This window comes from Pseudomonas sp. B7(2017), from assembly GCF_002112745.1.
Classification (GTDB): Bacteria; Pseudomonadota; Gammaproteobacteria; order Pseudomonadales; family Pseudomonadaceae; genus Aquipseudomonas; species Aquipseudomonas ekonensis.
In genome coordinates, this window is the sequence record NZ_NEIP01000002.1 from 12403 (window position 1) to 39273 (window position 26871).

The following is a 26871-nucleotide window of genomic DNA, read 5'->3' on the forward strand; positions in this document are numbered from 1 at the left end:
ATTTTCAGCCGCGCTTGGCGCTGTAGATCCGGAACCCCTGGCCTTCGGCCCTCACCGAACAGGCGCCCAGATGCTCCTCGATCAACGGTTGGTACTTGAGGAAACTATTGGCCACCAACCGCAGTTCGCCACCATTTTTCAGATGTTGGGCTGCTTTTCGCAGCAGGTTTTCCGTTGCCTGGTAGTCGGTGTGCACCCCGGTGTGGAACGGCGGATTGGTCAGGATCGCGTTCAAGCCCAGCGGGGCGGCATCGATGCCGTCGCCGGTCAGCACGTCGCCTTCCAGACCGTTGGCCGCCAGGGTCAGACGGCTGCTGGCGGCGGCGAAGGCGTCGACGTCCAGCAAGGTCACCTGGGTGTCCGGGTAGCGACGCTTGACCGCAGCCCCCAGCACGCCGGCACCGCAGCCGAAGTCCAGCAGATGGCCGCCGGGCAGTTTGTCCAGGTGCTCCAGCAGCAGGGCGCTGCCGCGGTCCAGCCGGCCGTGGCTGAACACGCCCGGCAGGCTGATCACCTTGAGCGGCCCTTCGGCCAGCGGCAGTTCATAGGTCTGGGCCAGGCTTTCCAGCGGTTTGGCCGCCGGCGCGTCGGCCACCGTCACCTGCCAGAGCTGGCAATGGCGGGCGCTGTCGAGCTTGCGCGGCTTGCCGAACGGATTGAGCTGCTTGGCTGCGCCTTCGATGCCGCCGCGTTTCTCCCCCACCAGGTACACCTCGCGCCCGGCCAGGCGCGCGGCCACGGCGTTGAGCAGGTAGTCGGTCAGGTCCTTGGCCTTGGGCAGGAACACCACCGCGCTGTCGAACCCGCGCTCGGGGACGTTCACGCCGAAGTGGCTGCGCCCGGCGAAGCGCGCCTCCAGCATGGCCTGATCGCCGGCATGCCAGCACCAGCCGAACGCGTCGGGCAGGCGCCCGAGCAGATCGTCGGCGGGCAACCCGGCCAGCAGCACCGACCCTTGGAATAACTCGGCCTGACGAAGCAGTACTTCACTGCGCGGATCCATAACTGCTCCTTGGTAAAAAAGTGCCGCAGTCTATCAATTGACGACCCGCAGCGCCTCACCGCTGAAGAACGCGTGGGCGTTTTCGGTCAGTTGCCCGACGATGCGCTGCCGCGCCTCGCGGCTGCCCCAGGCGTTGTGCGGGGTGACGATCAGGCGCGGAATGTCGGCGGCCAGCAGCGGGTTGCCGTTGACCGGCGGCTCGGTGCTCAGCACGTCGGTGGCGGCGCCGCCGAGGTGGCCGCTGCGCAGGGCGTCGGCCAGCGCCTGCTCGTCGATCAGGCCGCCGCGGGCGGTGTTGACCACGAACGCGCCGGGTTTCATCGACGCCAGTTCCCGGGCACCGATGAAGTGGCGGGTGTGTTCGTTGAGCGGGCAGTGCAGGGTGAGGGCGTCGACCTGGGGCAGCAGTTCAGCCAGCGGCACGCGGTCCGGCCGCGGCGGCCGTCCCGGAATCTGCCCCGACAGCACGCGCATGCCGAACGCTTCGGCCAGGCGGGCCACCGCGCCGCCCAGTTCGCCGTGCCCGAGCAGGCCCAGGGTCTTGCCTTCCAGCTCGACGATCGGGTAGTCCAGCAGGCAGAACTGTTTGGCCTGTTGCCAGCGGCCTTCGCCGACGGCTTTTCGGTAGTCACCCAAACGGGTGGCGAGGTTGAGCAGCAGCATGATCGTGTGCTGCGCCACCGACGGCGTGCCGTAGGCCTGGCAGTTGCACACGGTGATGCCGCGGGCCTTTGCGGCGGCCAGGTCGACGTTGTTGGTGCCGGTGGCGGTGATCAGGATCAGCTTCAGGTCGGGGTTGGCCGCCATGGCGGCCGCGTCGATGACGATCTTGTTGGTGATCGCCACGGTGGCGCCGTGCAGGCGTTCGGCGACCTGCTCCGGCAGGGTCTGGGCGAACAGTTGCAGGTCGCTGAAGCACTCGCGCAAAGGGTTCAGGTCGAGATCGCCCAGGTCCAGGGAAGGGTGATCGAGGAATACGGCGCGGCGGGCGTTCGTCATCAACTGTACCTTTTGTGCGGTGAACGGAAGGCGTAATCTGCCGAGCCTACCAGATGAAACAAATTGATACGCAACGGCTGAAGCCCGCCCCGCTGGGGGCTCTGCTCTGCGGATCCGCCCGATTCGACCCAAAGGAGTCCCCATGTACTGGACCGAGTTCTTGACCGTTGCACTGATCCACCTGCTGGCCGTGGCCAGCCCCGGCCCGGATTTCGCCGTGGTGGTGCGCGAGAGCGTGACCCACGGCCGGCGCGCCGGCACCTGGACGGCGCTGGGCGTGGGCACGGCGATTTTCCTGCACGTGGGTTACTCGCTGCTGGGCATCGGCCTGATCGTGTCGCAGTCGATCGTGCTGTTCAACGCCCTGAAATGGGCCGCCGCCGCGTACCTGCTGTACATCGGCTACAAGGCCTTGCGCGCGCAACCGGCGCCGGCCGTCACCGATGATCTGCACAAGGAGGCCGGCGAGCGCACCGCCCGCGGCGCGTTCACCTCAGGCTTCGTGACCAACGGGCTGAACCCCAAGGCCACGCTGTTTTTCCTGTCGCTGTTCACCGTGGTGATCAACCCGCACACGCCGCTGGCGGTGCAGGCCGGCTACGGCCTCTACCTGGCGGCGGCCACCGCGACCTGGTTCTGCCTGGTGGCCCTGCTGTTCAGCCAGCAGCGTGTGCGCGCCGGTTTCGCCCGCATGGGCCACTGGTTCGACCGCACCATGGGCGCGGTGCTGATCGCCATCGGCGTGAAGCTGGCCTTCACCGAGATGCACTGATCGACCCGAGCTGGTTGAGGGCGTTGAGGTACTCCCGGGGATTGTCCCCGAGCAAACGGCGGAACATCGCGCTGAACGCCCGCGCGCTGCCGTAACCCAGGTCCTGCGCCACGCGCTGCACGCTGTCCCCGGCGAGCAGGCGGGGCAGGGCTTCCATCAGGCGCAGTTGCTGGCGCCAGGCGTTGAAACTCATCTTCAGCTGCTGCTGGAACAGGCGCGCCAGCGTCCGTGAACTGGCCCCGGCCTGCTGCGCCCAGTCCTCCAGGGTGTTGGGGTGGTCGGGGGTCTGCAGCAGCGCCAGGCAGATGCCTTGCAGGCGCCGGTCGGCGGGCATCGGAATGTGCAGCGGCAGGTTCTCCAGGCCGGCGAGCTCCTGCAGCATCAGTTGCTGGATCAGCGGATTGTCCGCGTGGGGCGGGCCCTGCACGGCGCGCAGGATCAGTTCGCGCAGCAACGGCGTGACCGCCAGCACACAGCACTGCTGGAGGCTGGCCGGCGACAGCTCCGGGGCGATGAACAGCGAACGCATCTGCACGTCGCCGGACATGAAGATCTCGTGCGCGACCTCGGGCGGGATCCACACCGCACGGGTCGGCGGCAGCACCCAGGCGCCTTGGGCCGTGACCACCCGCATCACCCCGCGCACCGCATACAGCAACTGCGCCTCGCGGTGCAGGTGCAAGGGCTGGTGGGCGCCGTCCAGGTAGTCCCGGGGGTAGGCGCTCACCGGGCCGTGTTCGAAATGGCTGATTAACATGTCTGGTTCGATGACTTGATTGTCAGGTCTGCGCTTTTTCGCCAACTTAGCATAGCCGCTCACAACAACATCAAGCGTGCCGCCATGAACCGATCCGCCACCGTCATCCGCTACATCAACGCAGCCCATGTGATCGATCACATGTTCATGCTGATCTTCCCCGCCGCCGTGCTCGGCATGACCCAAGCCTTCGGGCTCGACTACGCCGCGCTGATCGGCCTGTCGCTGGGCGGCTTCATCGCCTTCGGCGCCTGCTCGCTGCCGGCCGGGTGGCTCGGTGACCGCTGGAGCCGGCGCCACATGATGCTGGTGTTCTTTTTCGGCATCGGCGCCTCGGCGATGTTCACCGGCCTGAGCGCAAGCCCCGCGATGCTGGTGGCAGGCCTGACCCTGACCGGTGTCTTCGCCGCGATCTACCACCCGGTGGGCACGGCGATGCTGGTGGCCTATGCGCAGAACCGCGGTCGCGAGATCGGCATCAACGGCATGTGGGGCAACCTGGGGGTGGCGTTCTCGGCGCTGGTCACCGGGTTGCTGGTGGCGCAGTTCGGCTGGCGTGCGGCGTTCCTGGTGCCAGGTGCGGTGGCCATCGCCCTGGGCATCGGGTTTGCCCTCCATGTGCGTGACGAACCGATTCCGGTGCGTGCCCACGCTGCGCTCAAGAGTGCCGGGGGCCAGCGCATCTCCATGGCGATGGTGTTCGGCGTGCTGGCGCTGGCCACGGCCACCGGCGGGGTGGTGTTCAACGCCACCACCATGACCTACCCGAAGCTGTTCCAGGAGCGCTTGCATGAATGGGCCGCCTCGCCGCAGACCCTCGGGGTGGTGGTCAGCCTGGCCTACGCCTTCGGCGCGGTGGCGCAGTTGAGCATCGGTCGGGTGCTGCACCGGATCAGCCTGAAATGGCCGTTCGTGGTGTTGACCCTGTGCCAGGCACCGTTGTTGCTGGCCTTGGCCTGGGTCGATGGTTGGGCGGTGATCGCCGTCGGTGCGGCGTTCATGTTCGTGGTGTTCGGTCAGGTCACGGTGAACGATTCGATGGTGGCCAACTTCGTCGCGCCGCACTGGCAGGCCCGGGTGTTCGCTTTGCGCTACTGCCTGTCGTTCGGCGCCAGCGCGACGGCGATCCCGCTGATCGCCTATGTCGAACCGCGCCATGGCTTCGCGGGCCTTTACTTGATTCTCGCCGGTTTTGGCGCCTTGACCTTCCTTGCCGCAGCGGTTTTCCCACGCACGCCTTCGGAAGAGGCTGTCGGACAAATGGCTTGAGCCGGTTCGAACCATCGCAAATGCTGGCGCAAAGCTAGCATTTGCGCCGCTCTGCAAATCATTCCTTTGGCTGATTTGACTGTCACGCAACAGTTCTAGAGTAGAGCTCTAATGCCAACACCGTGCCGTCAGAAAAGGGATTCCTATGTTGCAGACCCGCGTCATCCCGCCCGCCGAAGGGGCGTACCAGTACCCGCTGCTGATCAAACGGCTGCTGATGTCCGGCGCCCGTTACGAGAAGACCCGCGAGATTGTCTACCGCGACCAGCTGCGCTACAGCTACCCGACCCTGATCGAACGGGTCGCGCGGCTGGCCAACGTGCTGACGGCGGCGGGCGTGAAGGCCGGCGACACCGTGGCGGTGATGGACTGGGACAGCCATCGCTACCTGGAATGCATGTTCGCCATCCCGATGATCGGCGCGGTGATCCACACCATCAACGTGCGCCTGTCGCCGGAGCAGATCCTCTACACGATGAACCACGCCGAGGACCGCTTCGTGCTGGTCAACAGTGAGTTCACCGGCCTGTACCGGGCCATCGCGCCGCACCTGACCACGGTGGAGAAGACCCTGCTGCTGACGGATCTGCCGGAGAAGACCGCCGACCTGCCCAACCTTGTCGGCGAGTACGAGCAACTGCTGGCCGCCGCCAGCCCGCGCTACGACTTCCAGGATTTCGACGAGAACTCGGTGGCCACCACCTTCTACACCACCGGCACCACCGGCAACCCGAAGGGCGTGTACTTCACCCACCGGCAACTGGTGCTGCACACCATGGGCGTGTCGACCATCATGGGCGCCATCGACAGCGTGCGGCTGCTGGGCACCAACGACGTGTACATGCCGATCACGCCGATGTTCCACGTGCATGCCTGGGGCCTGCCGTACGTGGCGACCATGCTCGGGCTCAAGCAGGTCTATCCGGGGCGCTACGATCCGGAGTTCCTGGTCGAGCTGTGGCGCAAGGAAAAGGTCACCTTCTCCCACTGCGTGCCGACCATCCTGCAGATGGTGCTCAACGCCAAGGGCGCCCAGGGCACCGATTTCGGCGGCTGGAAAATCGTCATCGGCGGCAGCGCGCTCAACCGTTCCCTGTATGAGACCGCCAAGGCCCGCGGCATTCAGCTGACCGCCGCCTACGGCATGTCGGAGACCGGGCCGCTGGTGTCCTGCGCGCACCTGAACGACGAACTGATGGCCGGCAGCGAAGACGAGCGCACCACCTACCGGATCAAGGCCGGGGTGCCGGGGCCGCTGGTGGAGGCGGCCATCGTCGACGCCGAAGGCAACTTCCTCCCGGCGGACGGCGAGACCCAGGGCGAGCTGGTGCTGCGTGCGCCGTGGCTGACCGAGGGCTACTTCAACGAGCCGCAGAAGGGCGCCGAGCTGTGGGCCGGCGGCTGGCTGCACACCGGTGACGTCGCGACGCTGGACGGCATGGGCGTGATCGACATCCGCGACCGCATCAAGGACGTGATCAAGACCGGCGGCGAATGGATCTCCTCGCTGGACCTCGAAGACCTGATCAGCCGTCACGTCGCGGTACGCGAAGTAGCGGTGGTGGGCATTCCCGATCCGCAGTGGGGCGAGCGGCCGTTTGCCCTGCTGGTGGTCCGCGAGGGGCATGAGATCGGGGCGCGGGAGCTCAAGGAACACCTCAAGCCGTTCGTCGAGCTGGGGCACCTGAGCAAATGGGCGATCCCGAGCCAGATCGCCCTTGTTACCGAAATTCCCAAGACCAGCGTCGGCAAGCTCGACAAGAAGCGCATCCGCCTCGACATCACCGAGTGGCAGACCAACAACAGCGCCTTCCTCTCCACGCTCTGAGCGTCCCCTGGCGCGCCGCAAACGGCGCGCCAGACACCCCCAAGCAAGCGCTTGGCTTGTGAAATCCGAATTTTCAGCCATCCTTGCCGTGCCGACATGGGTCGGCCTGGCGAAAGGACTGTTCCAGAGTGGCCGGCAGCTGCAAATCACACTTTAGAGGGATCAAGCGATACCCCCTGCTGGCTATAGTCCGCTCAAGGATTTTTAAGAACGGGGCACACGCGCACACATTTGGGGCGATGCAATTTGAAGCGAATTCGGGCAGCCCTGGCGTCCGGTCCTTCAGGCGTTTTTAAAAGTACTCACTGCCATAACAATAATGCACATGGAGTAGCGTCGATGAATTCAGCTAACCAGTTCTGGCGCCGGGCTAAACTGCCTCTGGCCGTCAGTCTCGCCTCCACGCTCGCCGGGCCTGCATTCGGCGTCAGCTTCAACGTCGGTGAAATCGAAGGCCAGTTCGACTCCTCCCTGTCGATCGGGGCCAGCTGGTCGACCCAGCAGCCGAACAAGAACCTCATCGGCGTCAACAACGGCGGCCACGGCCTCTCCCAGACCTCCGACGACGGCCACGCCAACTTCAAGAGCGGCGAGACCTTCTCCAAGATCTTCAAGGGCATCCATGACCTGGAGCTGAAATACGGCGACACCGGGGTGTTCGTCCGGGGCAAGTACTGGTACGACTTCGAGCTCAAGGACGAAAGCCGCGAGTTCAAGGACATCAGCGACAACAACCGCAAGGAAGGCGCCAAGTCCGCCGGCGGCCAGATCCTCGACGCCTTCGTCTACCACAACTACTCGATCGCCGATCAGCCGGGCTCCGTGCGCCTGGGCAAGCAGGTGGTGAGCTGGGGCGAAAGCACCTTCATCGGCGGCGGCATCAACTCGATCAACCCGATCGACGTCTCCGCGTTCCGCCGTCCGGGCGCCGAGATCAAGGAAGGCCTGATCCCGGTCAACATGTTCTACGTGTCCCAGAGTCTGACCGACAACCTGTCGGCCGATGCCTTCTACCAGATCGAATGGGACCAGACCGTCGTCGACAACTGCGGCACCTTCTTCTCCCAGCCGGACATCATCGCCGACGGCTGCGACAACAACCTGCGCGTGCTGAACAAGCGTTCGCAGATCCCGGCCATCGCCCTGGGGCCATTGGCGGCCAACGGCGTCGACGTCAACGAGGAAGGCGTGCTGGTGCGCCGCGGCGGCGACCGGGACGCCCGTGACGGCGGCCAGTGGGGCGCGTCCCTGAAGTACATGTTCGAGCCGCTGGACACCGAATTCGGCGCCTACTTCATGAACTACCACAGCCGTGCGCCGATCTTCAGCGCCACCGGCGCGCCGCAGTCGGTGTACAACACCGCGCGCGGGCTGCCGGGGCCGTTCGCCGCGCTCGGGCCGCTGCTGGTGGCGGGCAACTCGCAGTACTTCGTCGAATACCCTGAGGACATCCGCCTCTACGGGCTGAGCTTCTCCACCACCCTGCCCACCGGCACGGCGTGGAGCGGCGAGATCAGCTACCGGCCGAACGCGCCGGTGCAGCTGAACTCCACCGACATCCTGTTCGCCGGCGTGCGGCCGCTGGGCGGCGCCCTGACCAACGCTTCGCTGCTCAACGGCGTTCCGGGCCAGGACCTGCACGGCTACCGCCGCAAGGAAATCACCCAGTTCCAGACCACCCTGACGCACTTCTTCGATCAGGTGATGGGCGCCAGCCGCCTGACCCTGGTGGGCGAAGTGGGCGTGACCCACGTCGGCGGCCTGGAAAGCACCTCGGACGTGCGCTACGGCCGCGATCCGGTCTACGGCCCGGGCGAACTGCCGTTCACAGGTCCGGTGGACACCTGCGTGGCGCTCAACACCAGCACCATCAACGGCGCAGGCCCCGGCACCCCGACCAACAACCGCAGCCGCAACTGCACCAACGAGGGCTTCACCACCTCGACCTCGTGGGGCTACCGCGGCCGGGCGATCTGGGAATACAACGACGTGTTCGCCGGCGTGAACCTCAAGCCGAACGTGGCCTGGTCCCACGACGTGAGCGGCTACTCGCCAGGCCCTGGCGGCAACTTCGAGGAAGGCCGCAAGGCCATCAGCCTGGGCCTCGACGCCGAGTACCAGAACACCTACACCGCGAGCCTGGCCTACACCAACTTCTTCGACGGCAAGTACACCACCGTGGATGACCGCGACTTCGTGGCCCTCAGCTTCGGCGTGAACTTCTAAGCACTGCATCTTCAGGACGAACGAATTTATGAAAATAACAAAGAGTCTGTTCCACGCCGGTGTTCTGGGCCTGTCGCTGCTGGCGACCGGCGTCATGGCGGCGGTGCCCGCCGCCGAAGCGGACAAGCTGGGCAAGAGCCTGACCCCGATGGGCGCCGAAATGGCCGGCAACGCCGACGGTTCGATCCCGGCCTGGAAGCCGATGCCGAAGAACGCCGGCACCGTCGACAGCAAGGGGTTCCTGTCCGACCCGTACGCCAGCGAGAAGCCGCTGTTCACCATCACCGCGCAGAACGTCGAGCAGTACAAGGACAAGCTCGCGCCGGGCCAGTACGCGATGTTCAAGCGCTACCCGGACACCTTCAAGATGCCGGTCTACCCGTCCCACCGCGGCGCCACCGTGCCGGACGCCGTGTTCGCCGCGATCAAGAAGAACGCCACCAGCACCAACCTGGTGTCCGGCGGCAACGGCCTGGAGAACTTCGACACCGCCGTGCCGTTCCCGATTCCGAAGAGCGGCGTGGAAGTCATCTGGAACCACATCACCCGCTACCGCGGCGGCAGCGTGACCCGTCTGGTGACCCAGGCCACGCCGCAGGCCAACGGCTCGTTCAGCCTGGTGTACTTCCAGGACCAGTTCGTGTTCCGCGACAAGATGAAGGACTACGATCCGGCCAACCCGGGCAACATCCTGTTCTACTTCAAGCAGAAAGTGACCGCGCCGGCGCGTCTGGCCGGTGGCGTGCTGCTGGTGCACGAGACCCTCGACCAGGTGAAGGAACCACGTTCGGCGTGGGTCTACAACGCCGGCCAGCGCCGCGTGCGCCGGGCGCCGCAGGTGTCCTATGACGGCCCGGGCACCGCGGCGGACGGTCTGCGCACCTCCGACAACCTGGACATGTACAACGGTGCGCCGGACCGCTACGACTGGAAGCTCGAAGGCAAGAAAGAGATGTACATCGCCTCCGACAGCTACAAGCTCGACGATCCGAAGCTCAAGTACGCCGACATCATCAAGGCCGGCCACATCAACCAGGACCTGGCCCGCTACGAGCTGCGCCGCGTCTGGCATGTGGTCGCGACCCTGAAGGAAGGCCAGCGCCACATCTACGCCAAACGTGACTTCTTCATCGACGAAGACACCTGGCAGGCGGCGGTGATCGACCACTACGACGGCCGCAACCAGCTGTGGCGCGTGGCCGAAGCCCATTCGCAGAACTACTACAACGTCCAGGTACCGTGGTACACCCTGGAGACCCTCTACGACCTGCAGTCCGGCCGCTACTTGGCGCTGGGCATGAAGAACGAAGAGAAGTCGGCGTATGACTTCGGCTTCACCGCCACCACCGCCGACTTCACGCCGAACGCGCTGCGTCAGGACGGCATCCGCTAAACCGCTGCAAACGAGGCCGCATCCTCGTGGAAACGCCCCGACCGGTTCGGGGCGTTTTTTTTGCCTGTGGCTTTTTCCGTAGCCTTTTTGTAGCCATTTGTAGCAACCGCCTTCAATCCCTCTTCGTTTACGGCTAGTCTGCGGACATCTGCCACGCCGCCAACAGCCATTCGAACAAGAGCCGGCCATGACTGATCTGTCCCCGCTACCGGATCCCGCAAGCGTTGCCGTCGCGGCACTGGACGGCCGTTTCTTCCGTCCGCCGCTGCCTGACGGCCATGTATTGCGCCCGCGCCTGTGCGAGCGCCTGCGCGCCGGCCTCGGCGGGCGGCTGTTGCTGGTCAGCGCCCCGGCCGGTTTCGGCAAGAGTTCGCTGGCGGTGGAGTTCTGCCAGAGCCTGCCGGCGCACTGGCAGAGCCTGTGGCTGGGCCTGAGCCCGCGGGACAGCGATCCGGGGCGTTTCCTCGAACGCCTGCTTGAAGGCCTGCAGGACTTTTTCCCGCAGTTGGGCAGCCGGGCGCTGGGGCTGCTGAAAATGCGTCAGCGTCATCAGCCGTTCGCCTTCGAAGAGTGGCTGGACGGCCTGCTCGACGAACTGGCGCTGCAGCTCGATCCTTCGGCGCCGCTGCTGCTGGTGCTCGACGATTACCACCTTGCCCAGGGGCCGGTGCTCGACCGTTGCCTGCAATTTTTCCTCAACCATTTGCCCGACGGCCTGCTGGTCATGGTCACCAGCCGCCAGCGGCCGGACTGGCACCTGGCGCGCCTGCGCCTGTCGCGGCAACTGCTGGAACTCAACGAGCAGGACCTGCGCCTGACCCGCGACGAGGCGCTGGCCTTGCTCGACCGCCACAGCAGCGCCTTGCGCGGCGAGGCGGTGGAGAACCTGATCCAGCGCAGCGAAGGGTGGGTCGCCGGCTTGCGTTTCTGGCTGCTGGCGGCGGCCGGGGCCGGCAACGAAGCGGCGCTGCCGCAGGCCTTGAACGGCGGGGAAGGGCTGATCCGCGACTACCTGCTGGAGGAGGTGATCGACTGCCTGCCGGCGGACGTGCAGGCTTTCCTCTTCGACACCGCGCCGCAGGAGCGCTTCTGCAGCGAGCTGTGCGATGCCGTGCGCGAAGCCCACGACAGCGCCGAGATCCTGCGCTACCTGCTGGCGCATCAGGTGTTCCTGGTGCCGCTGGATGAGCACGGCCACTGGTACCGTTACCATCACCTGTTTTCCGACCTGTTGCGCAGCCGGCCTGCCGCCCATGCCATGGTGCCGCCGGCCACCTTGCACCTGCGCGCCTGCCGCTGGTTCAACGCCCAGGGCCTCTTGGACGAGGCGGTGGAGCAGGCCCTGCGCGCCGGGCACCTGGACGTGGCGGCGAACCTGGTGCAGAACCTGTCCGAGGAGCAACTGCTGGCCGAGCAGAACGTCGGCATGCTGCTGCGCTGGAAGATGGACCTGCCCGACAGCCTGCTGATCAGCACGCCGCGGTTGATCGTGCTGTACAGCTGGGCCTTGGGCCTGGCTTGCCAGCTCGATGCCGCCGAGGAACTGGCCAGCCACCTCAGCCGCTTCCTGCCGGCACCGTCGGCCACCGCCCAGAAATCCATGCTGGCGCAATGGCTGGCGTTGAGCGGGATCATCGCCCGGGGCCGCGGCCGGCGCGAGCTGACACGCCAATACTGCAGCGAAGCGTTGGAGAGCCTTCCTGAAAAGCGCTACGGGCAACGGCTGATGTGCCTCTCGACCCTGTCCAACCTGGCGATCGCCGACGGCGACCTCTGGCAGGCCCGGCGCCTGAACCGCGAGTCCCTGGAGCTGGCGCAGCGGGTCGGCAATCCGTTGTTCGAGGCCCTGACCCACTATGACCGGGCGCGGGTGCTGCAGGCCCGGGGGGAAATCCTGCGGGCGCTCGATGAAGTGCACCAGGGGCTTGAGCGCCTGCGCGGGCTGTCGACGCAGCGCCTGTACGCCGTGCGGGCCCGGCTGACGCTGTACGAAGGTTTTCTGTTGGCCATGCGCCTGCAACCCCGGGCGGCGCGGGTACGGCTGCAGGCCGGCCTGAGCGAGGCGCGGGCCTGCCGCGACATCAGCGTGCTGATCGGCCACTGTGTGATCGCCCGGCTGGAGGGCAGCGGCGGCGAATTCGCCAAGGCCTTCGCCGAGTTGGCCGAAGCCGAGCGGCTGATGCACATCTGGGACGTTCCGCCGATCTATTACCTGGCGATGATCACCCTGGTCAAATGCGAACTGTGGCTGGCGCAGGGGCGCACCGACCTGGCCGAGGCCTGGCTGGCGCGCCTGGGGCAGACCTACACAGGCGAACGCGCCGCGGCGCCGCCGGAGTTCCATCCGCAGTTGCCGTTGCATGTCGAATTGCAGCAGGCCTTGCTGGATGTGATTCAAGGGCAGCCGATGCTCGCCGAAGGCCGGCTGAACGTGTTGCTGGAAAACGGCCAGCAAACCGGGCGGCAGCTGCTCAGCGTGATGGCGTTGACGCAGAAGGTCGCCGTGCTGCTGGGCGGCGGGCGGGAGCCTGAAGCGCGCAAGGCCTTGAGCCAGGCCCTCGAAGCGGCCGCCGGCGGTGTGCTGCAGCCGTTCGGACAACTGTTCGACGAGCACCCGGACTGGTTGCGCAGCCAACTGACCGGAAGCCCGCTGGGCCGGCAATTGCTGGAGCTGTTCCCGCCGGCCCCTGCGCGTGCGGCGTTGGAGGCTCCGGCGGCCGAGCTGTTGAGTTCCCGCGAGTTGGCGGTGCTGCGGCTGATCGCCCAAGGTTGCTCGAACCAGGAAATCAGCGAACAGCTGTTCATTTCGCTGCACACGGTCAAGACCCATGCCAGCCACATCAACAGCAAGCTGGGCGTGGAGCGGCGCACCCAGGCCGTGGCGCGGGCCAAGGCGTTGGGTGTGCTGGCCTGAGCGGTCCAGCGCAGTCCCCCCAATGAAAAACGCCCCGAACCGGTCGGGGCGTTTTTCGTTCAGTCACAGCCGCGAGGCGATCAGGACACCAGATCGTTGGCGCTGAAGCTGTTGACGCCGACCAGCATGATCTCGAAATCGGCGCCGGCGTTGCCGCTGACGTTGCCCGACAGCACGTGATCGACGAAGCGCAGCTGACCGGCGCCGGTGAAGGCGTTGGCGCCGATGAACGTGAAGCCGTTCATGCCGCTCTGCAGCAGGTTGGCATCGAACTGGGTCAGGTCGATCTTGTCGCCTTGCAGGCTGCTGAAGTCGCTGATCACGTCGCGGTTGGCGCCGATCCCCATTTCATTGACGGCACGGAACACGAACGTGTCCGCCCCGGCATCGCCGAACAGGGTGTCTGCGCCTGCACCGCCGTCCAGCACGTTGTTGCCGGCGTTGCCCCGCAGAACGTTGTTCAGCGAGTTGCCGGTGGCCTTGACGGCGGCGCCGACCAGGTTGAGGTTCTCCAGGTTGGCGCCCAGGGTGTAGTCGATGTAGGAGTACACCGAATCGACGTCGGTGGCCGAGGGGCCCTGCTCGATGATCACGTCGCCGACATTGTCGATGACGTAGCTGTCGCTGCCGGCGCCGCCGATCAGGGTGTCCGCGCCGGCGCCGCCGTTGAGGGTGTTGTTGCCGCTGTTGCCGATCAGGGTGTTGTTCAGGGCGTTGCCGTAGACGCTGAAGTCGCCGGCGCCGACGAGCGCGACGTCTTCGACGTTCTGCAGGTTGGCCAGGCCCAGGTCGATGGTGCTCTGGGCGCTCGCGTTGAACGAGATCTCCAGGCGGTCGGTGCCTTCGTTGGCCAGTTCCTGGACCAGGGCGAGCTCGCCGACCTGGTCGATACCGTAGGCGTCGTTGCCCTTGCCGCCGATCAGGGTGTCCAGGCCCGCGCCGCCGACCAGCTGGTTGTCGCCGTCGTTGCCGATGATGACGTTGTTCAGCTCGTTGCCGATGCCGTAGATGTTGCCGGTGCCGGTCAGGGTGAGGTTCTCGACGTTGGCGCTGAGGGTGTAGTTCACGGAGGCGCGGACGGTGTCGATCTCGCTGGCCAGGGTGCTGGTCTCGCTGACCACGTCGCCGACGTTGTCGACGATGTAGGTGTCGTTGCCCAGTCCGCCGATCATGATGTCGGCGCCGGCGCCGCCGTCCAGCACGTTGTTGCCGTCGGTGCCCCTGAGGGTGTTGTTCAGCGAGTTGCCGGTGGCGTTGAGGGCGCTGCCGACCAGGTTGAGATTCTCGAGGTTGGCGCCCAGGGTGTAGTCGATGTAGGAGTACACCGAATCGACGTCGCTGGCCGACGGGCCCTGCTCGATGATCACGTCGCCGACGTTGTCGATGACGTAGCTGTCGCTGCCGGCGCCGCCGATCAGGGTGTCCGCGCCGGCGCCGCCGTTGAGGGTGTTGTTGCCGCTGTTGCCGATCAGGGTGTTGCTCAGGGCGTTGCCGTAGACGGTGAAGTCGCCGGCGCCGAGGAGGGTGACGTCCTCGACGTTCTGCAGGTTGGCCAGGCCCAGGTCGACGGTGCTGCTCTGGGCGGTCGCGCTGTACGAGATCTCCAGGCGGTCGGTGCCTTCGTTGGCCAGTTCCTGGACGAGGGCGAGCTCGCCGGCCTGGTCGAGGCCGTAGGTGTCGTTGCCCTTGCCGCCGATCATGATGTCCAGGCCGGCGCCGCCGATCAGGCGGTTGTCGTTGTCGTTGCCCCGCAGGACGTTGTTCAGGGCGTTGCCGGTGGCGTTGAGGGCGCCGCCGACCAGGTTGAGGTTCTCGAGGTTGGCGCCCAGGGTGTAGTCGATGTAGGAGTACACCGAGTCGACGTCGGTGGCCGACGGGCCCTGCTCGATGATCACGTCGCCGACGTTGTCGATGACGTAGCTGTCGCTGCCGGCGCCGCCGATCAGGGTGTCCGCGCCGGCGCCGCCGTTGAGGGTGTTGTTGCCGGCGTTGCCGATCAGGGTGTTGTTCTGGGCGTTGCCGAAGAGGGAGAAGTCGCCGGCGCCGATGATGGCGACGTCTTCGAAATTCTGCAGGTTGCTCTGGTTCAGGTCGATGGTGCTCTGGGCGGTCGCGTTGAACGAGATCTCCAGGCGGTCGGTGCCTTCGTTGGCCAGTTCCTGGACCAGGGCGAGCTCGCCGACCTGGTCGATGCCGTAGGCGTCGTTGCCCTTGCCGCCGATCAGGGTGTCCAGGCCCGCGCCGCCGACCAGTTGGTTGTCGCCGTCGTTGCCGATGATGACGTTGTTCAGCGCGTTGCCGATGCCGTAGATGTTGCCGGCGCCGGTCATGGTGAGGTTTTCCACGTTGGCGCTGAGGGCGTAGCTTACGGATGCGCGGACGGTGTCGATCTCGCTGGCCAGGGTGCTGGTCTCGCTGACCACGTCGCCGACGTTGTCGACGATGTAAATGTCGTTGCCCAGGCCGCCGATCATCAGGTCGGCGCCGGCGCCGCCGTCCAGCACGTTGTTGCCGTCGGTGCCCCGGAGGATGTTGTTCAGCGAGTTGCCGGTGGCGTTGAGGGCGCCGCCGACCAGGTTGAGGTTCTCCAGGTTGGCGCCCAGGGTGTAGTCGATGTAGGAGTACACCGAATCGACGTCGCTGGCCGAAGGGCCCTGCTCGATGACCACATCGCCGACGTTGTCGACGACATAGCTGTCGTTGCCGGCGCCGCCTTCCATGATGTCCGCGCCGGCGCCGCCGTTGAGGGTGTTGTCCAGGGCATTGCCGGTCAGGGTGTCGTTGAATGCCGAGCCGGTGGCGTTTTCGATCTTCGCGCCGAAGGCAATGGCCAGCCCTTGGTTGAAGGTGTTGCCCGCCTGATCGGTGAAGGCCTTGCCGATCTTGCTGTACTGGCCTTCGTTGAGGTTGATGCTGACGGCCGCCAATTGGTTGCTGGCATCGATCGTGTCGATGCCGCCGGCGTCCCAGATGGTTTCGAACACGGACTGCGTCGGTGCCCAGGAGTAGACGTTGTTGCCGGTCGCCCATTGGGTATTGGCGCCGTACAGGCTCTGGATCGCCAGAATGTCGAGCACCATGGGGGTGGTCGGCAGATAGGAATAGTTGTTGTTGTAGCTCATGATCGTGAAGCCCGCGTCATCGAGCTGCGGATCAAGCGTGATGCTGTTGTAAACCGACGGGGCGAACGAATGCTTGAGGCCGATCGCATGGCCGATCTCATGGACGAACGTCATGAAATCGTAGGTGCCTTTGTCGGGCGATGGCTCATTGGTGTTCGGGCCGATCCAGACGTCGCCGGCGTTGGGGGTTTCGTACGGCGTGTAGGCCCAAGCTGCGGAGCCGCTGTCCAGCAGCGTGTAGCCGCCGAAGCGCAGGTCGCCCACGCTTGTCGACGATTCGCCCGTCAATTGGAACGTGATGTTGGCCACGGCGGACCAGGCGCCCAGCGCCGCGGTCACCGCCGTCTTTTGCGCGTCGGTCAGCGCATAGGCGGCCTTGGGCTCGTTGTCGGGGCTGTAGTTGGGGGCGAAGACGGAAGTGCCCGGCACAATGAAACTGTACGTCAGACTGGTTACGGCTGTTGGCGACCACCACTTGGTGCTTTCCCATTTGTAGCCGGAAATGAGACTGTCGACGGGTTTGACGCCAGTCAGCGAGGCGAACGTAGCATCGGTGTAACCAGTAGGGCGGGGCATGCGGATTTCCTGAGTAGGCTGCGGCCCTTCCTGAAAATGTGGCCGCTACAAAGTGCAATTTTGCATTAGAAACCGGGCGACTGGCATCAATTGGCCACTATTTTTTTATTCATGGCGCCAAAAATCTGACCGGAGGTTCTCTATCGGCTGGTGGCGTAGAATCCTGAGCGCCATTGCCGACCGTGCGTCGCGCCCGGCAGGCCCACGAACACACAGGACTTCCCATGACCGCCATCAAGCCCCAACTCATCCGCGAAACCTTTCCTGTCGGCCCGCTGCAATGCAACTGCACGATCATCGGCGATCCGATCACGAAAAAGGCCATCGTCGTCGACCCCGGCGGCAATCCGGACCGGATCATGGCGCGCCTCGACGCCTTGGGGCTGAAGGTGGTCAGCATCATCCACACCCATGCCCATCTCGATCACTTCCTGGCGTCCGGCCAGATGAAGGAAAAGACCGGCGCCACCCTGCACCTGCACAAGGACGACCAGTTCCTGTGGGACAACCTGGAGATGCAATGCCAGATGTTCGGCGTGCCGTACACCCCGGTGCCGTCGCCGGACCGCTGGCTCGAGGACGACGAAGAGCTGGCCTGCGGCTGCGGCGTCGCGCTGCACACTCCGGGGCATACGCCAGGTTCCATGAGCTTCTGGTTTTCCGAGGCTAAGCTGTTGATTGCCGGCGACACGCTGTTCCGTCGCGGAGTGGGACGCACGGACTTGTGGGGCGGCGATCAGGCGACCATCGTGCGATCGATCAAGCAGCGGCTGTACACCCTGGACGAAGACGCCACCGTGGTGGCGGGACATGGCCCGGACACCCGGCTGGGCGACGAGATGCGTGAAAACCCCTTCGTGCGCGCCTAAACATTTTGTCATGAGTGCACGGCGGAATTTTTGCCCATTGCCATGATCCAACGCCCGCACGGGTCTTTTGCCAATGGCCGCTGCACAACAGAATGCAAATGTAGGAGCACTCCATGTTCACCACCCGTCGTTTGATCATTGTCGCCACCGCCGTGGCCGTTTTGTCCGGCTGCGCCTCGCCCAACCCGTACGACAACCAGGGCCAGGCCGACGGCGGCTCCCAGGGCATGAGCAAGACCGCCAAGTACGGCGGCCTCGGTGCCCTGGCCGGCGCCCTGGCCGGTGCGGCGATCGACCACAACAACCGCGGCAAGGGTGCCCTGATCGGCGCCGCCGTGGTCGGCGCCTCGGCGGCCGGTTACGGCTACTACGCCGACCAGCAAGAGAAGAAACTGCGCGCCAGCATGGCCAACACCGGCGTCGAGGTGCAGCGCCAGGGCGATCAGATCAAGCTGATCATGCCGGGCAACATCACCTTCGCCACCGATTCGGCGAACATCGCCTCCAGCTTCTATCAGCCGCTCAACAACCTGGCCAGCTCCCTGAAGGAGTTCAACCAGAACCAGATCGAGATCGTCGGCTACACCGACAGCACCGGCAGCCGCCAGCACAACATGGACCTGTCCCAGCGCCGTGCGCAGAGCGTGGCGACCTACCTGACGTCGCAAGGCGTCAGCGGCGCCAACCTGTCGGCCCGGGGCGCCGGCCCGGACAACCCGATCGCCAGCAACGGCGACGTCAACGGCCGGGCGCAGAACCGCCGGGTCGAGGTCAACCTGAAGGCGATTCCGGGTCAGCAGTACGGGGGTCAGCAGCAGCCGGGCACGGTTCAGCAGTATCCGTAACCCGACGGCCGAATGAAAAATGCCCGATCCTGGTGATCGGGCATTTTTTTGTGTGGCCGGCGATGGGGTCGTGACCGACACCGAAGACGCCGGACACAAAAAAGCCCCCGGACACTCGCATGTCCGGGGGCTTTTCGCTTGGAGCGGAGGCCGCTTACTTCTTCAGGCCGTAATGCTCGTCGAGCATGCCCGGCGAGTTCGGCGCCTTCGGCGCGTAGTCCCGCGGCGGCTCCTGGTCCCGTGGCGGGGTCAGGCGTTCCCGTGGCGCCTGGCTCGCTTCGGCGTGCAGCGAAGCCAGCAGGCGTTGGCGGGTCTGTTCGTCCAGGGCCAGGCGGTTGGCGCCTTCGGCCAGGTGATCCTGCACTTCCTGGTAGCTTTGGGTCAGCTTCTTGACCAGGTTCGCGGTGCTGTTGAAGTGGGTCACCACTTCGTTCTGATAACTGTCGAAACGTTCCTGGATGTCATCCAGCTGACGCTGCGTGCGGCTCGGCGCGGCGTTCGGCGCAACGCGAGCGATCAGGAAACCGATGGCTACACCCACAACCAGGGCAAGAGTCGGCAACAACCAAACTAAGAGCGAGTGTTCCACGAGTCCTTCCTCTATAAACGGCTTTGCTTTACGTTAACGGCTCGAACCTGCGCTGTATACCGCGATTCACTCGCAATAGATCGGCACAGACAATTTGCTAGACGAGTCGACCCGATCCGAGGTCACGGAGTTCCTTCCTTGCTGATGCGTGAAACCCCTGTAGCGATTGCCGGCCCTGTCGGTCAACTTGAAGCCCTGTACCTGGACAACGAACAGCCGCGCGGCATCGCGCTGATCTGCCACCCGAACCCGGTGCAGGGCGGCACGATGCTCAACAAGGTCGTCTCGACCCTGCAGCGCACCGCGCGCGACGCCGGCCTGATCACCCTGCGCTTCAACTACCGTGGCGTCGGCGCCAGCGAAGGCAGCCACGACATGGGCAGCGGCGAGGTCGACGACGCCTGGGCCGCTGCCGCCTGGCTGCGGGAAAAGCACCCGGAGCTGCCGCTGACCCTGTTCGGCTTTTCCTTCGGCGGGTTCGTGGCGGCCAGCCTCGGCGGGCGCCTTGAGGCCCAGGGCGTGACGCTCAAGCACTTGTTCATGGTCGCGCCGGCGGTGATGCGCCTGGGCGAGCAGGATCTGCTGCCGCATCAAGGCGAACTGACGGTGATTCAGCCGGAAACCGACGAAGTGATCGATCCGCAGCTGGTCTACGAATGGTCCGGCAAACTCCAGCGCCCCCATGAGCTGCTGAAAGTGGCAGAATGCGGACACTTTTTTCATGGCAAGCTGACCGATCTCAAGGATCTGATCCTGCCGCGTCTCTCGAATTGATTGCAGTCTGACAAGCGATTACCCATGACGAACCGTACCCGCATCCTCACCGGCATCACCACCACCGGCACGCCGCACCTGGGCAACTATGCCGGCGCCATCCGCCCGGCGATCGTCGCCAGCCGTGACACGAACGCCGATTCGTTCTACTTCCTGGCCGACTATCACGCCCTGATCAAGTGCGACGACCCGCTGCGCATCCAGCGTTCGCGCCTGGAGATCGCCGCGACCTGGCTGGCCGGCGGCCTGGATGTGGACCGCGTGACGTTCTATCGCCAGTCCGACATCCCGGAAATCCCCGAGCTGACCTGGCTGCTGACCTGCGTCGCCGCCAAGGGCCTGCTCAACCGCGCCCACGCCTACAAGGCCTCGGTGGACAAGAACGTCGAGGCCGGCGAAGACCCGGACGCCGGCGTCACCATGGGGCTGTACAGCTATCCGGTGCTGATGGCCGCCGACATCCTGATGTTCAACGCGCACAAGGTGCCGGTCGGCCGCGACCAGATCCAGCACGTCGAAATGGCCCGTGACATCGGCCAGCGCTTCAACCACCTGTTCGGCCAGGGCAAGGAGTTCTTCACCCTGCCCGAGGCGCAGATCGAGGAAAGCGTCGCCACGCTGCCGGGCCTCGACGGCCGCAAGATGTCCAAGAGCTACGACAACACCATCCCGCTGTTCTCCAGCGCCAAGGACATGAAGGATGCGATCTCGCGGATCGTCACCGACTCCCGGGCGCCGGGCGAGGCGAAGGATCCGGACAACTCGCACCTGTTCACCCTGTTCCAGGCGTTCGCCACCCCGGCGCAGGCCGACGAGTTCCGCAGCGACCTGCTGCAGGGGTTGGGCTGGGGTGAGGCGAAGAGCCGCCTGTTCCAGTTGCTCGACGGCCAGTTGGGCGAGTCCCGCGAGCGCTATCACCAGTTGATCGAGCGTCCGGCGGACCTGGAAGACATCCTGCAGCACGGCGCGAAAAAGGCCCGTGCGGTGGCCACGCCGTTCCTCAACGAACTGCGCGAGGCCGTCGGCCTGCGTTCGTTCGTCAATCAGGCGCAAGCGGCCGCGACCACCAAGAAGAAAGCCGCCAAAGCCGCACGGTTCGTCAGTTTTCGCGAGGACGACGGCAGCTTCCGCTTCCGTCTGCTGGCAGCGGACGGCGAGCAACTGCTGCTGTCGCGCAATTTCGCCGACGGCAAGGCGGCGGGCCAGGTGACCAAGCAACTGCAATCGGGTCAGGCGCTGGATGTGCGCAGCGAAGGCCTGGCGTTCAGCGTGTGGCTGGAAGGTGAGTGCGTCGGCGACAGCCCGGCGTTCGCCGACGCCGCTGCGCGGGATGCGGCGGTCGAGGCGCTGCGGATCGCGCTGACGCCGGTTCAGGAATAAACAACGGTTCGGCCCGACCAAGGGCCGATTGCCATTCCCCGGGGCCGTCGCTACAGTGTCGGCCCGTTTTTGTTGCCTTGCTAACGAATTATGACGCCCCTAGAACGATATCAAGCTGATCTGAAACGTCCGGACTTTTTCCATGACGCCGCCCAGGAAACCGCCGTGCGTCATCTGCAGCGGCTGTACGACGATCTGATCGCCGCCGAGCAGAACAAGCCGGGCCTGCTGGGCAAACTGTTCGGCAAGAAGGATCAGGCACCGGTCAAGGGGCTGTACTTCTGGGGCGGCGTGGGCCGCGGCAAGACGTACCTGGTGGACACCTTCTTCGAGGCGCTGCCGTTCAAGGAAAAGACCCGCACTCACTTCCACCGCTTCATGAAGCGCGTGCACGAAGAGATGAAGACCCTGGGCGGCGAGAAGAACCCGCTGACCATCATCGCCAAGCGCTTCGCCGCCGAATCGCGGGTGATCTGCTTCGATGAGTTCTTCGTCTCCGACATCACCGACGCCATGATCCTCGGCACCCTGATGGAAGAGCTGTTCAAGAACGGCGTGTCCCTGGTCGCCACCTCGAACATCGTGCCGGACGGCCTGTACAAGGACGGCCTGCAGCGCGCGCGCTTCCTGCCGGCCATCGCGCTGATCAAGCAGAACACCGAGATCGTCAACGTCGACAGCGGCGTCGACTACCGCCTGCGCCACCTCGAACAGGCGGAACTGTTCCACTACCCGCTGGACGAGGCCGCCCACGAAAGCCTGCGCAAGAGCTTCCGTGCGCTGACCCCGGAATGCACCGCCGCGGTGGAAAACGATGTGCTGATCATCGAAAACCGCGAAATCCGTGCGCTGCGCACCTGCGACGACGTGGCCTGGTTCGACTTCCGCGAACTGTGCGACGGCCCGCGCAGCCAGAACGACTACATCGAACTGGGCAAGATCTTCCATGCCGTGCTGCTCAGCGGCGTGGAGCAGATGAGCGTCACCACCGACGACATCGCCCGCCGCTTCATCAACATGGTCGACGAGTTCTACGACCGCAACGTCAAGCTGATCATCTCCGCCGAGGTGGAGCTGAAGGACCTGTACACCGGCGGGCGCCTGACGTTCGAGTTCCAGCGCACGCTGAGCCGTCTGCTGGAGATGCAGTCGCACGAATTCCTCGCGCGGGCGCACAAGCCGTAACGCGATCCGGAACATGAAAAGGGCCTGCAATCGCAGGCCCTTTTTTGTATTCGAAGTCACCGCGTACCCTGTGGGAGCGGGCTTGCCCGCGAAGGCGTCGTGTCAGTCGATGGTTTCTTCGCTGACACTCCCTCTTCGCGGGCAAGCCCGCTCCCACATGTTGTGCTGACCTGCGAGGTCAGGCCGCCTGCTGGAACTGCTGCCGGTATTGGTTCGGCGACAGCTCGGTATGCTGGCGGAACAACCTTGCGAAGAAACTCGCGTCGTCGTAGCCGACTTCGTAGCTGATGGTCTTGATGCTCTTGCGGCTGCCGGACAGCAGCCCCTTGGCGGTCTCGATGCGCAGCCGCTGCAGGTAATGCAGGGGCTTGTCGCCGGTGGCGGTCTGAAAGCGGCGCATGAAGTTGCGGATGCTCATGCCATGCTCGCGGGCCACGTCCTCGAAGCGGAACTTGTCGGCGAAATGCTCTTCGAGCCAGTGCTGGATCTGCAGGATGATCACGTCCTGGTGCAGCTTCTGGCCGCCGAAGCCGATGCGGCCCGGCGAGTAGCTGCGCTGCACTTCATAGAGGATGTCCCGGGCCACGGCCTGCGCCACGTTGGCGCCGCAGAAGCGCTCGATCAGGTAGATGTAGAGGTCGCAGGCCGAGGTGGTGCCGCCGGCGCAGTACAGGTTGTCGGCGTCGGTCAGGTGCTTGTCCTGGTTGAGGTAGACCTGCGGGAACCGCTCGGCGAACGCGTTGAAGAAACGCCAGTAGGTGGTCGCTTCCTTGCCGTTGAGCAAACCGGCCTCCGCCAGCCAGAACACCCCGGTCGCCTCGCCGCAGAGCACCGCGCCGCGGGCGTGCTGTTCGCGCAGCCACGGCAGCACCTGCGGGTAGCGTTTGCACAGGGTCTCGAAGTCGTCCCAGAACGCCGGGAGGATGATGACGTCGGTGTTCTCCAGGCCGCCGTCCACCGGCATGATCACGTCGCTGAAGCTGTTCACCGGTTTGCCGTCGGGGCTGACCAGGCGGGTTTCGAACGCCGGCGTCAGGCCGTGGCCCAGTTGTTTGCCGTAGCGCAGGCTGGCCAGGTGGAAGAAGTCCTTGGCTTGCATGAGGGTGGAGGCGAAAACCCGGTCGATCGCCAGGATGCTGACGCGCCGCAAGGGCGTGGAGACTTGCTTAGACATAATTCAACTTTTGTTTTTATAAGGGAAAGTGGTCATCAGACGGCTGGATCGTCTTATTTTTTGTCGGATGTGTCCAGTGTCCTGTATCGGGAGCGGGGCTTAGTCTCTGAAGGCTCGATCCTTTCAACAATAAAGAAAAAGGTGCCGCATGATCCCCAGAACCCTGTTCAGTCCCGAGCACGAACTGTTCCGCGACAGCGTGCGTACGTTCCTCCAGAAAGAGGCCGTGCCGTTCCATGGACAGTGGGAGAAGCAAGGCTACATCGACCGCAATCTGTGGAACAAGGCGGGGGAGGCGGGGATGCTGTGCTCGCACCTGCCGGAGGCGTACGGCGGGCTGGGGGCGGACTTCCTCTACAGTGCGGTGGTGATCGAAGAGGTCGGTCGGCTGGGGCTGACCGGCATCGGGTTCTCGTTGCATTCGGACATCGTCGCGCCCTACATCCTGCATTACGGCAGCGAGGCGCTGAAGCAGAAATACCTGCCGAAGCTGGTCTCCGGCGAAATGGTCAGCGCCATCGCCATGACCGAGCCGGGGGCGGGTTCCGACCTGCAAGGGGTCAAGACCACCGCGGTGCTGGACGGCGACGAGTACGTGATCAACGGCTCGAAGACCTTCATCACCAACGGCTATCTCGCGGATCTGGTGATCGTCGTCGCCAAGACCGACCCGAAGGCCGGGGCCAAGGGCACCAGCCTGTTTCTGGTGGAGGCCGGCACGCCGGGCTTCGACAAGGGCAAGCGCCTGGAGAAGGTCGGCATGAAGGCCCAGGACACCTCCGAACTGTTCTTCCAGGACGTGCGCGTGCCGAAGGAAAACCTGCTGGGGCAGGCGGGCGCCGGGTTCGCCTACCTGATGCAGGAGTTGCCGCAGGAACGCCTGACGGTGGCCATCGGCGGGCTGGCGTCGGCCGAGGCGGCGCTGCAATGGACGCTGGACTACACCCGTGACCGCAAGGCGTTCGGCAAGTCGATCGCCGACTTTCAGAACACCCGCTTCAAGCTGGCCGAGATGGCCACCGAGATCCAGATCGGCCGGGTGTTCGTCGACCGCTGCCTGGAACTGCACCTGCAGGGCAAGCTCGACGTGCCGACGGCGGCGATGGCCAAGTACTGGGGCACGGACCTGCAATGCAAGGTGCTCGACGAGTGCGTGCAACTGCATGGCGGTTACGGCTTCATGTGGGAATACCCGGTGGCCCGGGCATGGGCGGACGCGCGGGTGCAGCGGATCTATGCCGGCACCAACGAAATCATGAAGGAGATCATTGCGCGTTCGCTTTGAATGTAAGGCGACTGCCGGATCGTCATCGCGGGCAAGCCCGCTCCCACAGTGGTCGGTGTTGCCCGCAACACTGTGGGAGCCAGCCTGCTGGCGATGGCGCCAGTTCAGGACAAGGCAGTTGCTCCCGCATTGGAATGCAGTTCCCTGTGGGAGCGGGCTTGCCCGCGATGGCGGTTCATCTGCCGGTCAAGGCGCCGGGTTCGGATGGTCCTTGTGGATTGCCTCGATCCCTTCCAGCACTTCGTCGGACAGCTTCAGGTCGAAGCTGGCGATGTTGCTGTCCAGTTGCTCCAGCGTCGTGGCGCCGATGATGTTGCTGGTGACGAACGGCTGCTGATTGACGAAGGCAAGGGCCATCTGCGCCGGATCCAGCCCGTGCTCGCGGGCCAGGGCCACGTAGCGGCTGCAGGCCGCTTCCGATTGCGGGTTGAAATAGCGGCTGAAGCGGCTGTAGAGGCTCAGGCGGCCCTTCGGCGGGCGTGCGCCGCCTTCGTACTTGCCCGACAGGAAGCCGAACGCCAGCGGCGAATAGGCCAGCAGGCCGCACTGTTCGCGGATGGCGACTTCCGCCAGGCCCACCTCGAAGCTGCGGTTGAGCAGGTTGTAGGGGTTCTGGATCGACACGGCGCGCGGCCAGCCCCGGGCTTCGGCCAGGGCCAGGAAACGCATGGTGCCCCACGGGGTTTCGTTGGACAGGCCGATGTGGCGGATCTTGCCGGCGCGCACCTGTTCGTCGAGCGCCTCCAGGGTGTCTTCCAGCGGCGTGAGGTTGGCTTCGGTCTTGTGCTTGTAGCCGAGCTGGCCGAAGAAGTTGGTGCTGCGCTCCGGCCAGTGCAGCTGGTAGAGGTCGATGTAGTCGGTCTGCAGGCGTTCGAGGCTGGCGTTCACCGCCTCGGTGATGTGCCGGCGGTTGTGGCGCAGGTTCTTGTCGCGGATGTAGTCGATGGTGTTGCCGGGGCCGGCGATCTTGCTCGCCAGGATCCAATCGGCGCGGTCGCCGCGCGTCTTGAAGTAATTGCCGATGTAGCGCTCGGTGGTGGCGTAGGTGTCGGCCTTGGGCGGCACCGGGTACATCTGGGCGGTGTCGATGAAATTGATCCCGGCGCACTTGGCCCGTTCGATCTGGGCGAAGGCTTCGGCTTCGGTGTTCTGCTCGCCCCAGGTCATGGTGCCGAGGCAGATTGCGCTCACGTTCAGGTCGGTGCGGCCTAGCTGGCGATAGTCCATCGGGTGCTCCTTGGGCAAAGGAGCCATAAAAGCAGGTTGAATTTTTTTTCGCAATCTGGATAATTGCCCACCTCTTTCTGCAGTGGAAGTGATGCGCCGCCGCCGAAGAATCTTGCCGTTGAACGGACGCGCCGACCCGAGCCCCCGAAAGCGTCTGTATCCGGCTGCCTTTGACTTGTCAAAGTACGCACTATTCAGTAAGATCCGCCGTCTTATTTACGGGCGGCCCCTGAGGCTATAAAGAATGAAAACTTTTACTGCTAAACCGGAAACAGTAAAGCGCGACTGGTTTGTCGTCGACGCTGCTGGTCAGACCCTGGGTCGTCTGGCCACCGAAATCGCGAGCCGCCTGCGTGGCAAGCACAAGCCTGAGTACACCCCTCACGTTGACACCGGCGACTACATCGTCGTGATCAACGCCGAGCAGGTTCGTGTGACTGGCGCCAAAACCAGCGACAAAATGTACTACTCCCACTCCGGTTTCCCGGGCGGCATCAAGTCGATCAACTTTGAAAAGCTGATCGCCAAGGCCCCTGAGCGCGTGATCGAGACCGCGGTAAAAGGCATGCTGCCTAAGAACCCGCTGGGTCGCGACATGTACCGTAAGCTGAAAGTCTATGCGGGCGCTGCTCACCCTCATACTGCTCAGCAGCCCCAAGAACTGAAGATTTAACGGAATAGTTC

General features: G+C 64.9%; 20 protein-coding genes. 13 read left to right on the top strand and 7 right to left on the bottom strand.

Features of this window, described 5'->3' with window-relative positions; genetic code table 11:
• Positions 1-4 precede the first annotated feature (4 nt).
• Positions 5-1003 (bottom strand): class I SAM-dependent methyltransferase, encoded by a 999-nt coding sequence (locus CAG29_RS03645; RefSeq protein WP_085693870.1) that lies wholly within the window; start codon positions 1001-1003, stop codon positions 5-7.
• Between the two features lie 33 nt (positions 1004-1036).
• On the bottom strand, positions 1037-2002 hold the full coding sequence (locus CAG29_RS03650; protein WP_085629388.1) for a 2-hydroxyacid dehydrogenase: 966 nt from the start codon (positions 2000-2002) through the stop codon (positions 1037-1039).
• A gap of 142 nt (positions 2003-2144) precedes the next feature.
• On the opposite strand from CAG29_RS03650, the gene CAG29_RS03655 reads away from it, so the two are divergent.
• The gene (locus CAG29_RS03655) at positions 2145-2774 is read left to right on the top strand and encodes a LysE family translocator (RefSeq protein ID WP_085629390.1); all 630 of its coding nucleotides are present in this window, start codon (positions 2145-2147) and stop codon (positions 2772-2774) included.
• On the opposite strand, the gene CAG29_RS03660 is transcribed toward CAG29_RS03655, so the two are convergent.
• The gene (locus CAG29_RS03660; protein WP_085640799.1) at positions 2758-3531 is read right to left on the bottom strand and encodes a helix-turn-helix domain-containing protein; all 774 of its coding nucleotides are present in this window, start codon (positions 3529-3531) and stop codon (positions 2758-2760) included. The two genes, CAG29_RS03655 and CAG29_RS03660, sit on opposite strands and share 17 nt — an antisense overlap.
• An 84-nt stretch (positions 3532-3615) precedes the next feature.
• On the opposite strand from CAG29_RS03660, the gene CAG29_RS03665 reads away from it, so the two are divergent.
• The 5 genes from CAG29_RS03665 (at position 3616) to CAG29_RS03685 (ending at position 13161) form a co-directional block, all read left to right on the top strand.
• Positions 3616-4800, top strand: coding sequence for an MFS transporter (locus CAG29_RS03665; protein WP_085640801.1), 1185 nt, complete (start codon positions 3616-3618; stop codon positions 4798-4800).
• Between the two features lie 145 nt (positions 4801-4945).
• The gene (locus CAG29_RS03670) at positions 4946-6628 is read left to right on the top strand and encodes a fatty acid--CoA ligase (protein ID WP_085584789.1); all 1683 of its coding nucleotides are present in this window, start codon (positions 4946-4948) and stop codon (positions 6626-6628) included.
• Positions 6629-6967: 339 nt separating this feature from the next.
• Positions 6968-8854, top strand: a complete 1887-nt coding sequence (locus CAG29_RS03675) for a DUF1302 domain-containing protein (RefSeq protein ID WP_085584791.1) — start codon at positions 6968-6970, stop codon at positions 8852-8854.
• 28 nt (positions 8855-8882) lie between these two features.
• Positions 8883-10247: a DUF1329 domain-containing protein gene (locus CAG29_RS03680; RefSeq protein ID WP_085584793.1), complete on the top strand. Its 1365-nt coding sequence runs from the start codon at positions 8883-8885 to the stop codon at positions 10245-10247.
• A gap of 187 nt (positions 10248-10434) precedes the next feature.
• A complete protein-coding gene (locus CAG29_RS03685; RefSeq protein WP_085693871.1) occupies positions 10435-13161 on the top strand; it encodes a LuxR C-terminal-related transcriptional regulator in 2727 nt (908 codons plus the stop codon).
• Between the two features lie 80 nt (positions 13162-13241).
• Here the strand turns inward: CAG29_RS03685 and CAG29_RS28890 are convergent, their stop codons facing one another.
• Positions 13242-16859, bottom strand: a complete 3618-nt coding sequence (locus CAG29_RS28890; RefSeq protein ID WP_085693872.1) for a M10 family metallopeptidase C-terminal domain-containing protein — start codon at positions 16857-16859, stop codon at positions 13242-13244.
• A 224-nt stretch (positions 16860-17083) separates the two neighbouring features.
• Here CAG29_RS28890 and CAG29_RS03695 point away from each other — a divergent pair, with 224 nt between their 5' ends.
• Positions 17084-17728 (top strand): MBL fold metallo-hydrolase, encoded by a 645-nt coding sequence (locus CAG29_RS03695; RefSeq protein ID WP_085584799.1) that lies wholly within the window; start codon positions 17084-17086, stop codon positions 17726-17728.
• 113 nt (positions 17729-17841) lie between these two features.
• The gene (locus tag CAG29_RS03700; protein ID WP_085584801.1) at positions 17842-18573 is read left to right on the top strand and encodes an OmpA family protein; all 732 of its coding nucleotides are present in this window, start codon (positions 17842-17844) and stop codon (positions 18571-18573) included.
• A gap of 154 nt (positions 18574-18727) precedes the next feature.
• Here CAG29_RS03700 and CAG29_RS03705 read toward each other — a convergent pair whose 3' ends face one another.
• On the bottom strand, positions 18728-19162 hold the full coding sequence (locus tag CAG29_RS03705) for a YhcB family protein (protein WP_085584803.1): 435 nt from the start codon (positions 19160-19162) through the stop codon (positions 18728-18730).
• Between the two features lie 144 nt (positions 19163-19306).
• Between CAG29_RS03705 and CAG29_RS03710 the strand changes: the two genes are divergently transcribed.
• The 3 genes from CAG29_RS03710 to zapE all read left to right on the top strand — a co-directional run bounded on the left by CAG29_RS03710 (position 19307) and on the right by zapE (position 22501).
• On the top strand, positions 19307-19936 hold the full coding sequence (locus CAG29_RS03710) for an alpha/beta hydrolase (RefSeq protein WP_085584938.1): 630 nt from the start codon (positions 19307-19309) through the stop codon (positions 19934-19936).
• A gap of 24 nt (positions 19937-19960) precedes the next feature.
• Positions 19961-21316 (top strand): tryptophan--tRNA ligase, encoded by a 1356-nt coding sequence (locus CAG29_RS03715; RefSeq protein WP_085584806.1) that lies wholly within the window; start codon positions 19961-19963, stop codon positions 21314-21316.
• Positions 21317-21406: 90 nt separating this feature from the next.
• Positions 21407-22501, top strand: a complete 1095-nt coding sequence (zapE, locus tag CAG29_RS03720; RefSeq protein WP_085584808.1) for a cell division protein ZapE — start codon at positions 21407-21409, stop codon at positions 22499-22501.
• A 178-nt stretch (positions 22502-22679) separates the two neighbouring features.
• Here zapE and CAG29_RS03725 read toward each other — a convergent pair whose 3' ends face one another.
• Positions 22680-23576: a GlxA family transcriptional regulator gene (locus CAG29_RS03725; RefSeq protein WP_170929945.1), complete on the bottom strand. Its 897-nt coding sequence runs from the start codon at positions 23574-23576 to the stop codon at positions 22680-22682.
• 247 nt (positions 23577-23823) lie between these two features.
• On the opposite strand from CAG29_RS03725, the gene CAG29_RS03730 reads away from it, so the two are divergent.
• Positions 23824-24960, top strand: a complete 1137-nt coding sequence (locus CAG29_RS03730; RefSeq protein WP_085584812.1) for an acyl-CoA dehydrogenase family protein — start codon at positions 23824-23826, stop codon at positions 24958-24960.
• A 186-nt stretch (positions 24961-25146) separates the two neighbouring features.
• Here CAG29_RS03730 and CAG29_RS03735 read toward each other — a convergent pair whose 3' ends face one another.
• Positions 25147-26187 carry an NADP(H)-dependent aldo-keto reductase gene (locus CAG29_RS03735; RefSeq protein ID WP_085693873.1) on the bottom strand — a complete coding sequence of 347 codons (1041 nt, stop codon included), beginning with the start codon at positions 26185-26187 and terminating at the stop codon, positions 25147-25149.
• A gap of 244 nt (positions 26188-26431) precedes the next feature.
• Between CAG29_RS03735 and rplM the strand changes: the two genes are divergently transcribed.
• Positions 26432-26860, top strand: coding sequence for a 50S ribosomal protein L13 (gene rplM / locus CAG29_RS03740; RefSeq protein WP_013789889.1), 429 nt, complete (start codon positions 26432-26434; stop codon positions 26858-26860).
• The last annotated feature ends 11 nt before the right edge of the window (positions 26861-26871 follow it).

What these genes read in the sequence shown, in the direction of transcription:
- CAG29_RS03650 (WP_085629388.1), bottom strand. Translation starts at nt 2,002, where the DNA reads ATGACGAACGCCCGCCGCGCCGTATTCCTCGATCACCCTTCCCTGGAC.
- CAG29_RS03735 (WP_085693873.1), bottom strand. Translation starts at nt 26,187, where the DNA reads ATGGACTATCGCCAGCTAGGCCGCACCGACCTGAACGTGAGCGCAATC.
- CAG29_RS03670 (WP_085584789.1), top strand. Translation starts at nt 4,946, where the DNA reads ATGTTGCAGACCCGCGTCATCCCGCCCGCCGAAGGGGCGTACCAGTAC.
- CAG29_RS03680 (WP_085584793.1), top strand. Translation starts at nt 8,883, where the DNA reads ATGAAAATAACAAAGAGTCTGTTCCACGCCGGTGTTCTGGGCCTGTCG.
- CAG29_RS03660 (WP_085640799.1), bottom strand. Translation starts at nt 3,531, where the DNA reads ATGTTAATCAGCCATTTCGAACACGGCCCGGTGAGCGCCTACCCCCGG.
- zapE (WP_085584808.1), top strand. Translation starts at nt 21,407, where the DNA reads ATGACGCCCCTAGAACGATATCAAGCTGATCTGAAACGTCCGGACTTT.
- CAG29_RS03710 (WP_085584938.1), top strand. Translation starts at nt 19,307, where the DNA reads ATGCGTGAAACCCCTGTAGCGATTGCCGGCCCTGTCGGTCAACTTGAA.
- rplM (WP_013789889.1), top strand. Translation starts at nt 26,432, where the DNA reads ATGAAAACTTTTACTGCTAAACCGGAAACAGTAAAGCGCGACTGGTTT.
- CAG29_RS03715 (WP_085584806.1), top strand. Translation starts at nt 19,961, where the DNA reads ATGACGAACCGTACCCGCATCCTCACCGGCATCACCACCACCGGCACG.
- CAG29_RS03645 (WP_085693870.1), bottom strand. Translation starts at nt 1,003, where the DNA reads ATGGATCCGCGCAGTGAAGTACTGCTTCGTCAGGCCGAGTTATTCCAA.
- CAG29_RS28890 (WP_085693872.1), bottom strand. Translation starts at nt 16,859, where the DNA reads ATGCCCCGCCCTACTGGTTACACCGATGCTACGTTCGCCTCGCTGACT.
- CAG29_RS03675 (WP_085584791.1), top strand. Translation starts at nt 6,968, where the DNA reads ATGAATTCAGCTAACCAGTTCTGGCGCCGGGCTAAACTGCCTCTGGCC.
- CAG29_RS03730 (WP_085584812.1), top strand. Translation starts at nt 23,824, where the DNA reads ATGATCCCCAGAACCCTGTTCAGTCCCGAGCACGAACTGTTCCGCGAC.
- CAG29_RS03655 (WP_085629390.1), top strand. Translation starts at nt 2,145, where the DNA reads ATGTACTGGACCGAGTTCTTGACCGTTGCACTGATCCACCTGCTGGCC.
- CAG29_RS03665 (WP_085640801.1), top strand. Translation starts at nt 3,616, where the DNA reads ATGAACCGATCCGCCACCGTCATCCGCTACATCAACGCAGCCCATGTG.
- CAG29_RS03685 (WP_085693871.1), top strand. Translation starts at nt 10,435, where the DNA reads ATGACTGATCTGTCCCCGCTACCGGATCCCGCAAGCGTTGCCGTCGCG.
- CAG29_RS03695 (WP_085584799.1), top strand. Translation starts at nt 17,084, where the DNA reads ATGACCGCCATCAAGCCCCAACTCATCCGCGAAACCTTTCCTGTCGGC.
- CAG29_RS03700 (WP_085584801.1), top strand. Translation starts at nt 17,842, where the DNA reads ATGTTCACCACCCGTCGTTTGATCATTGTCGCCACCGCCGTGGCCGTT.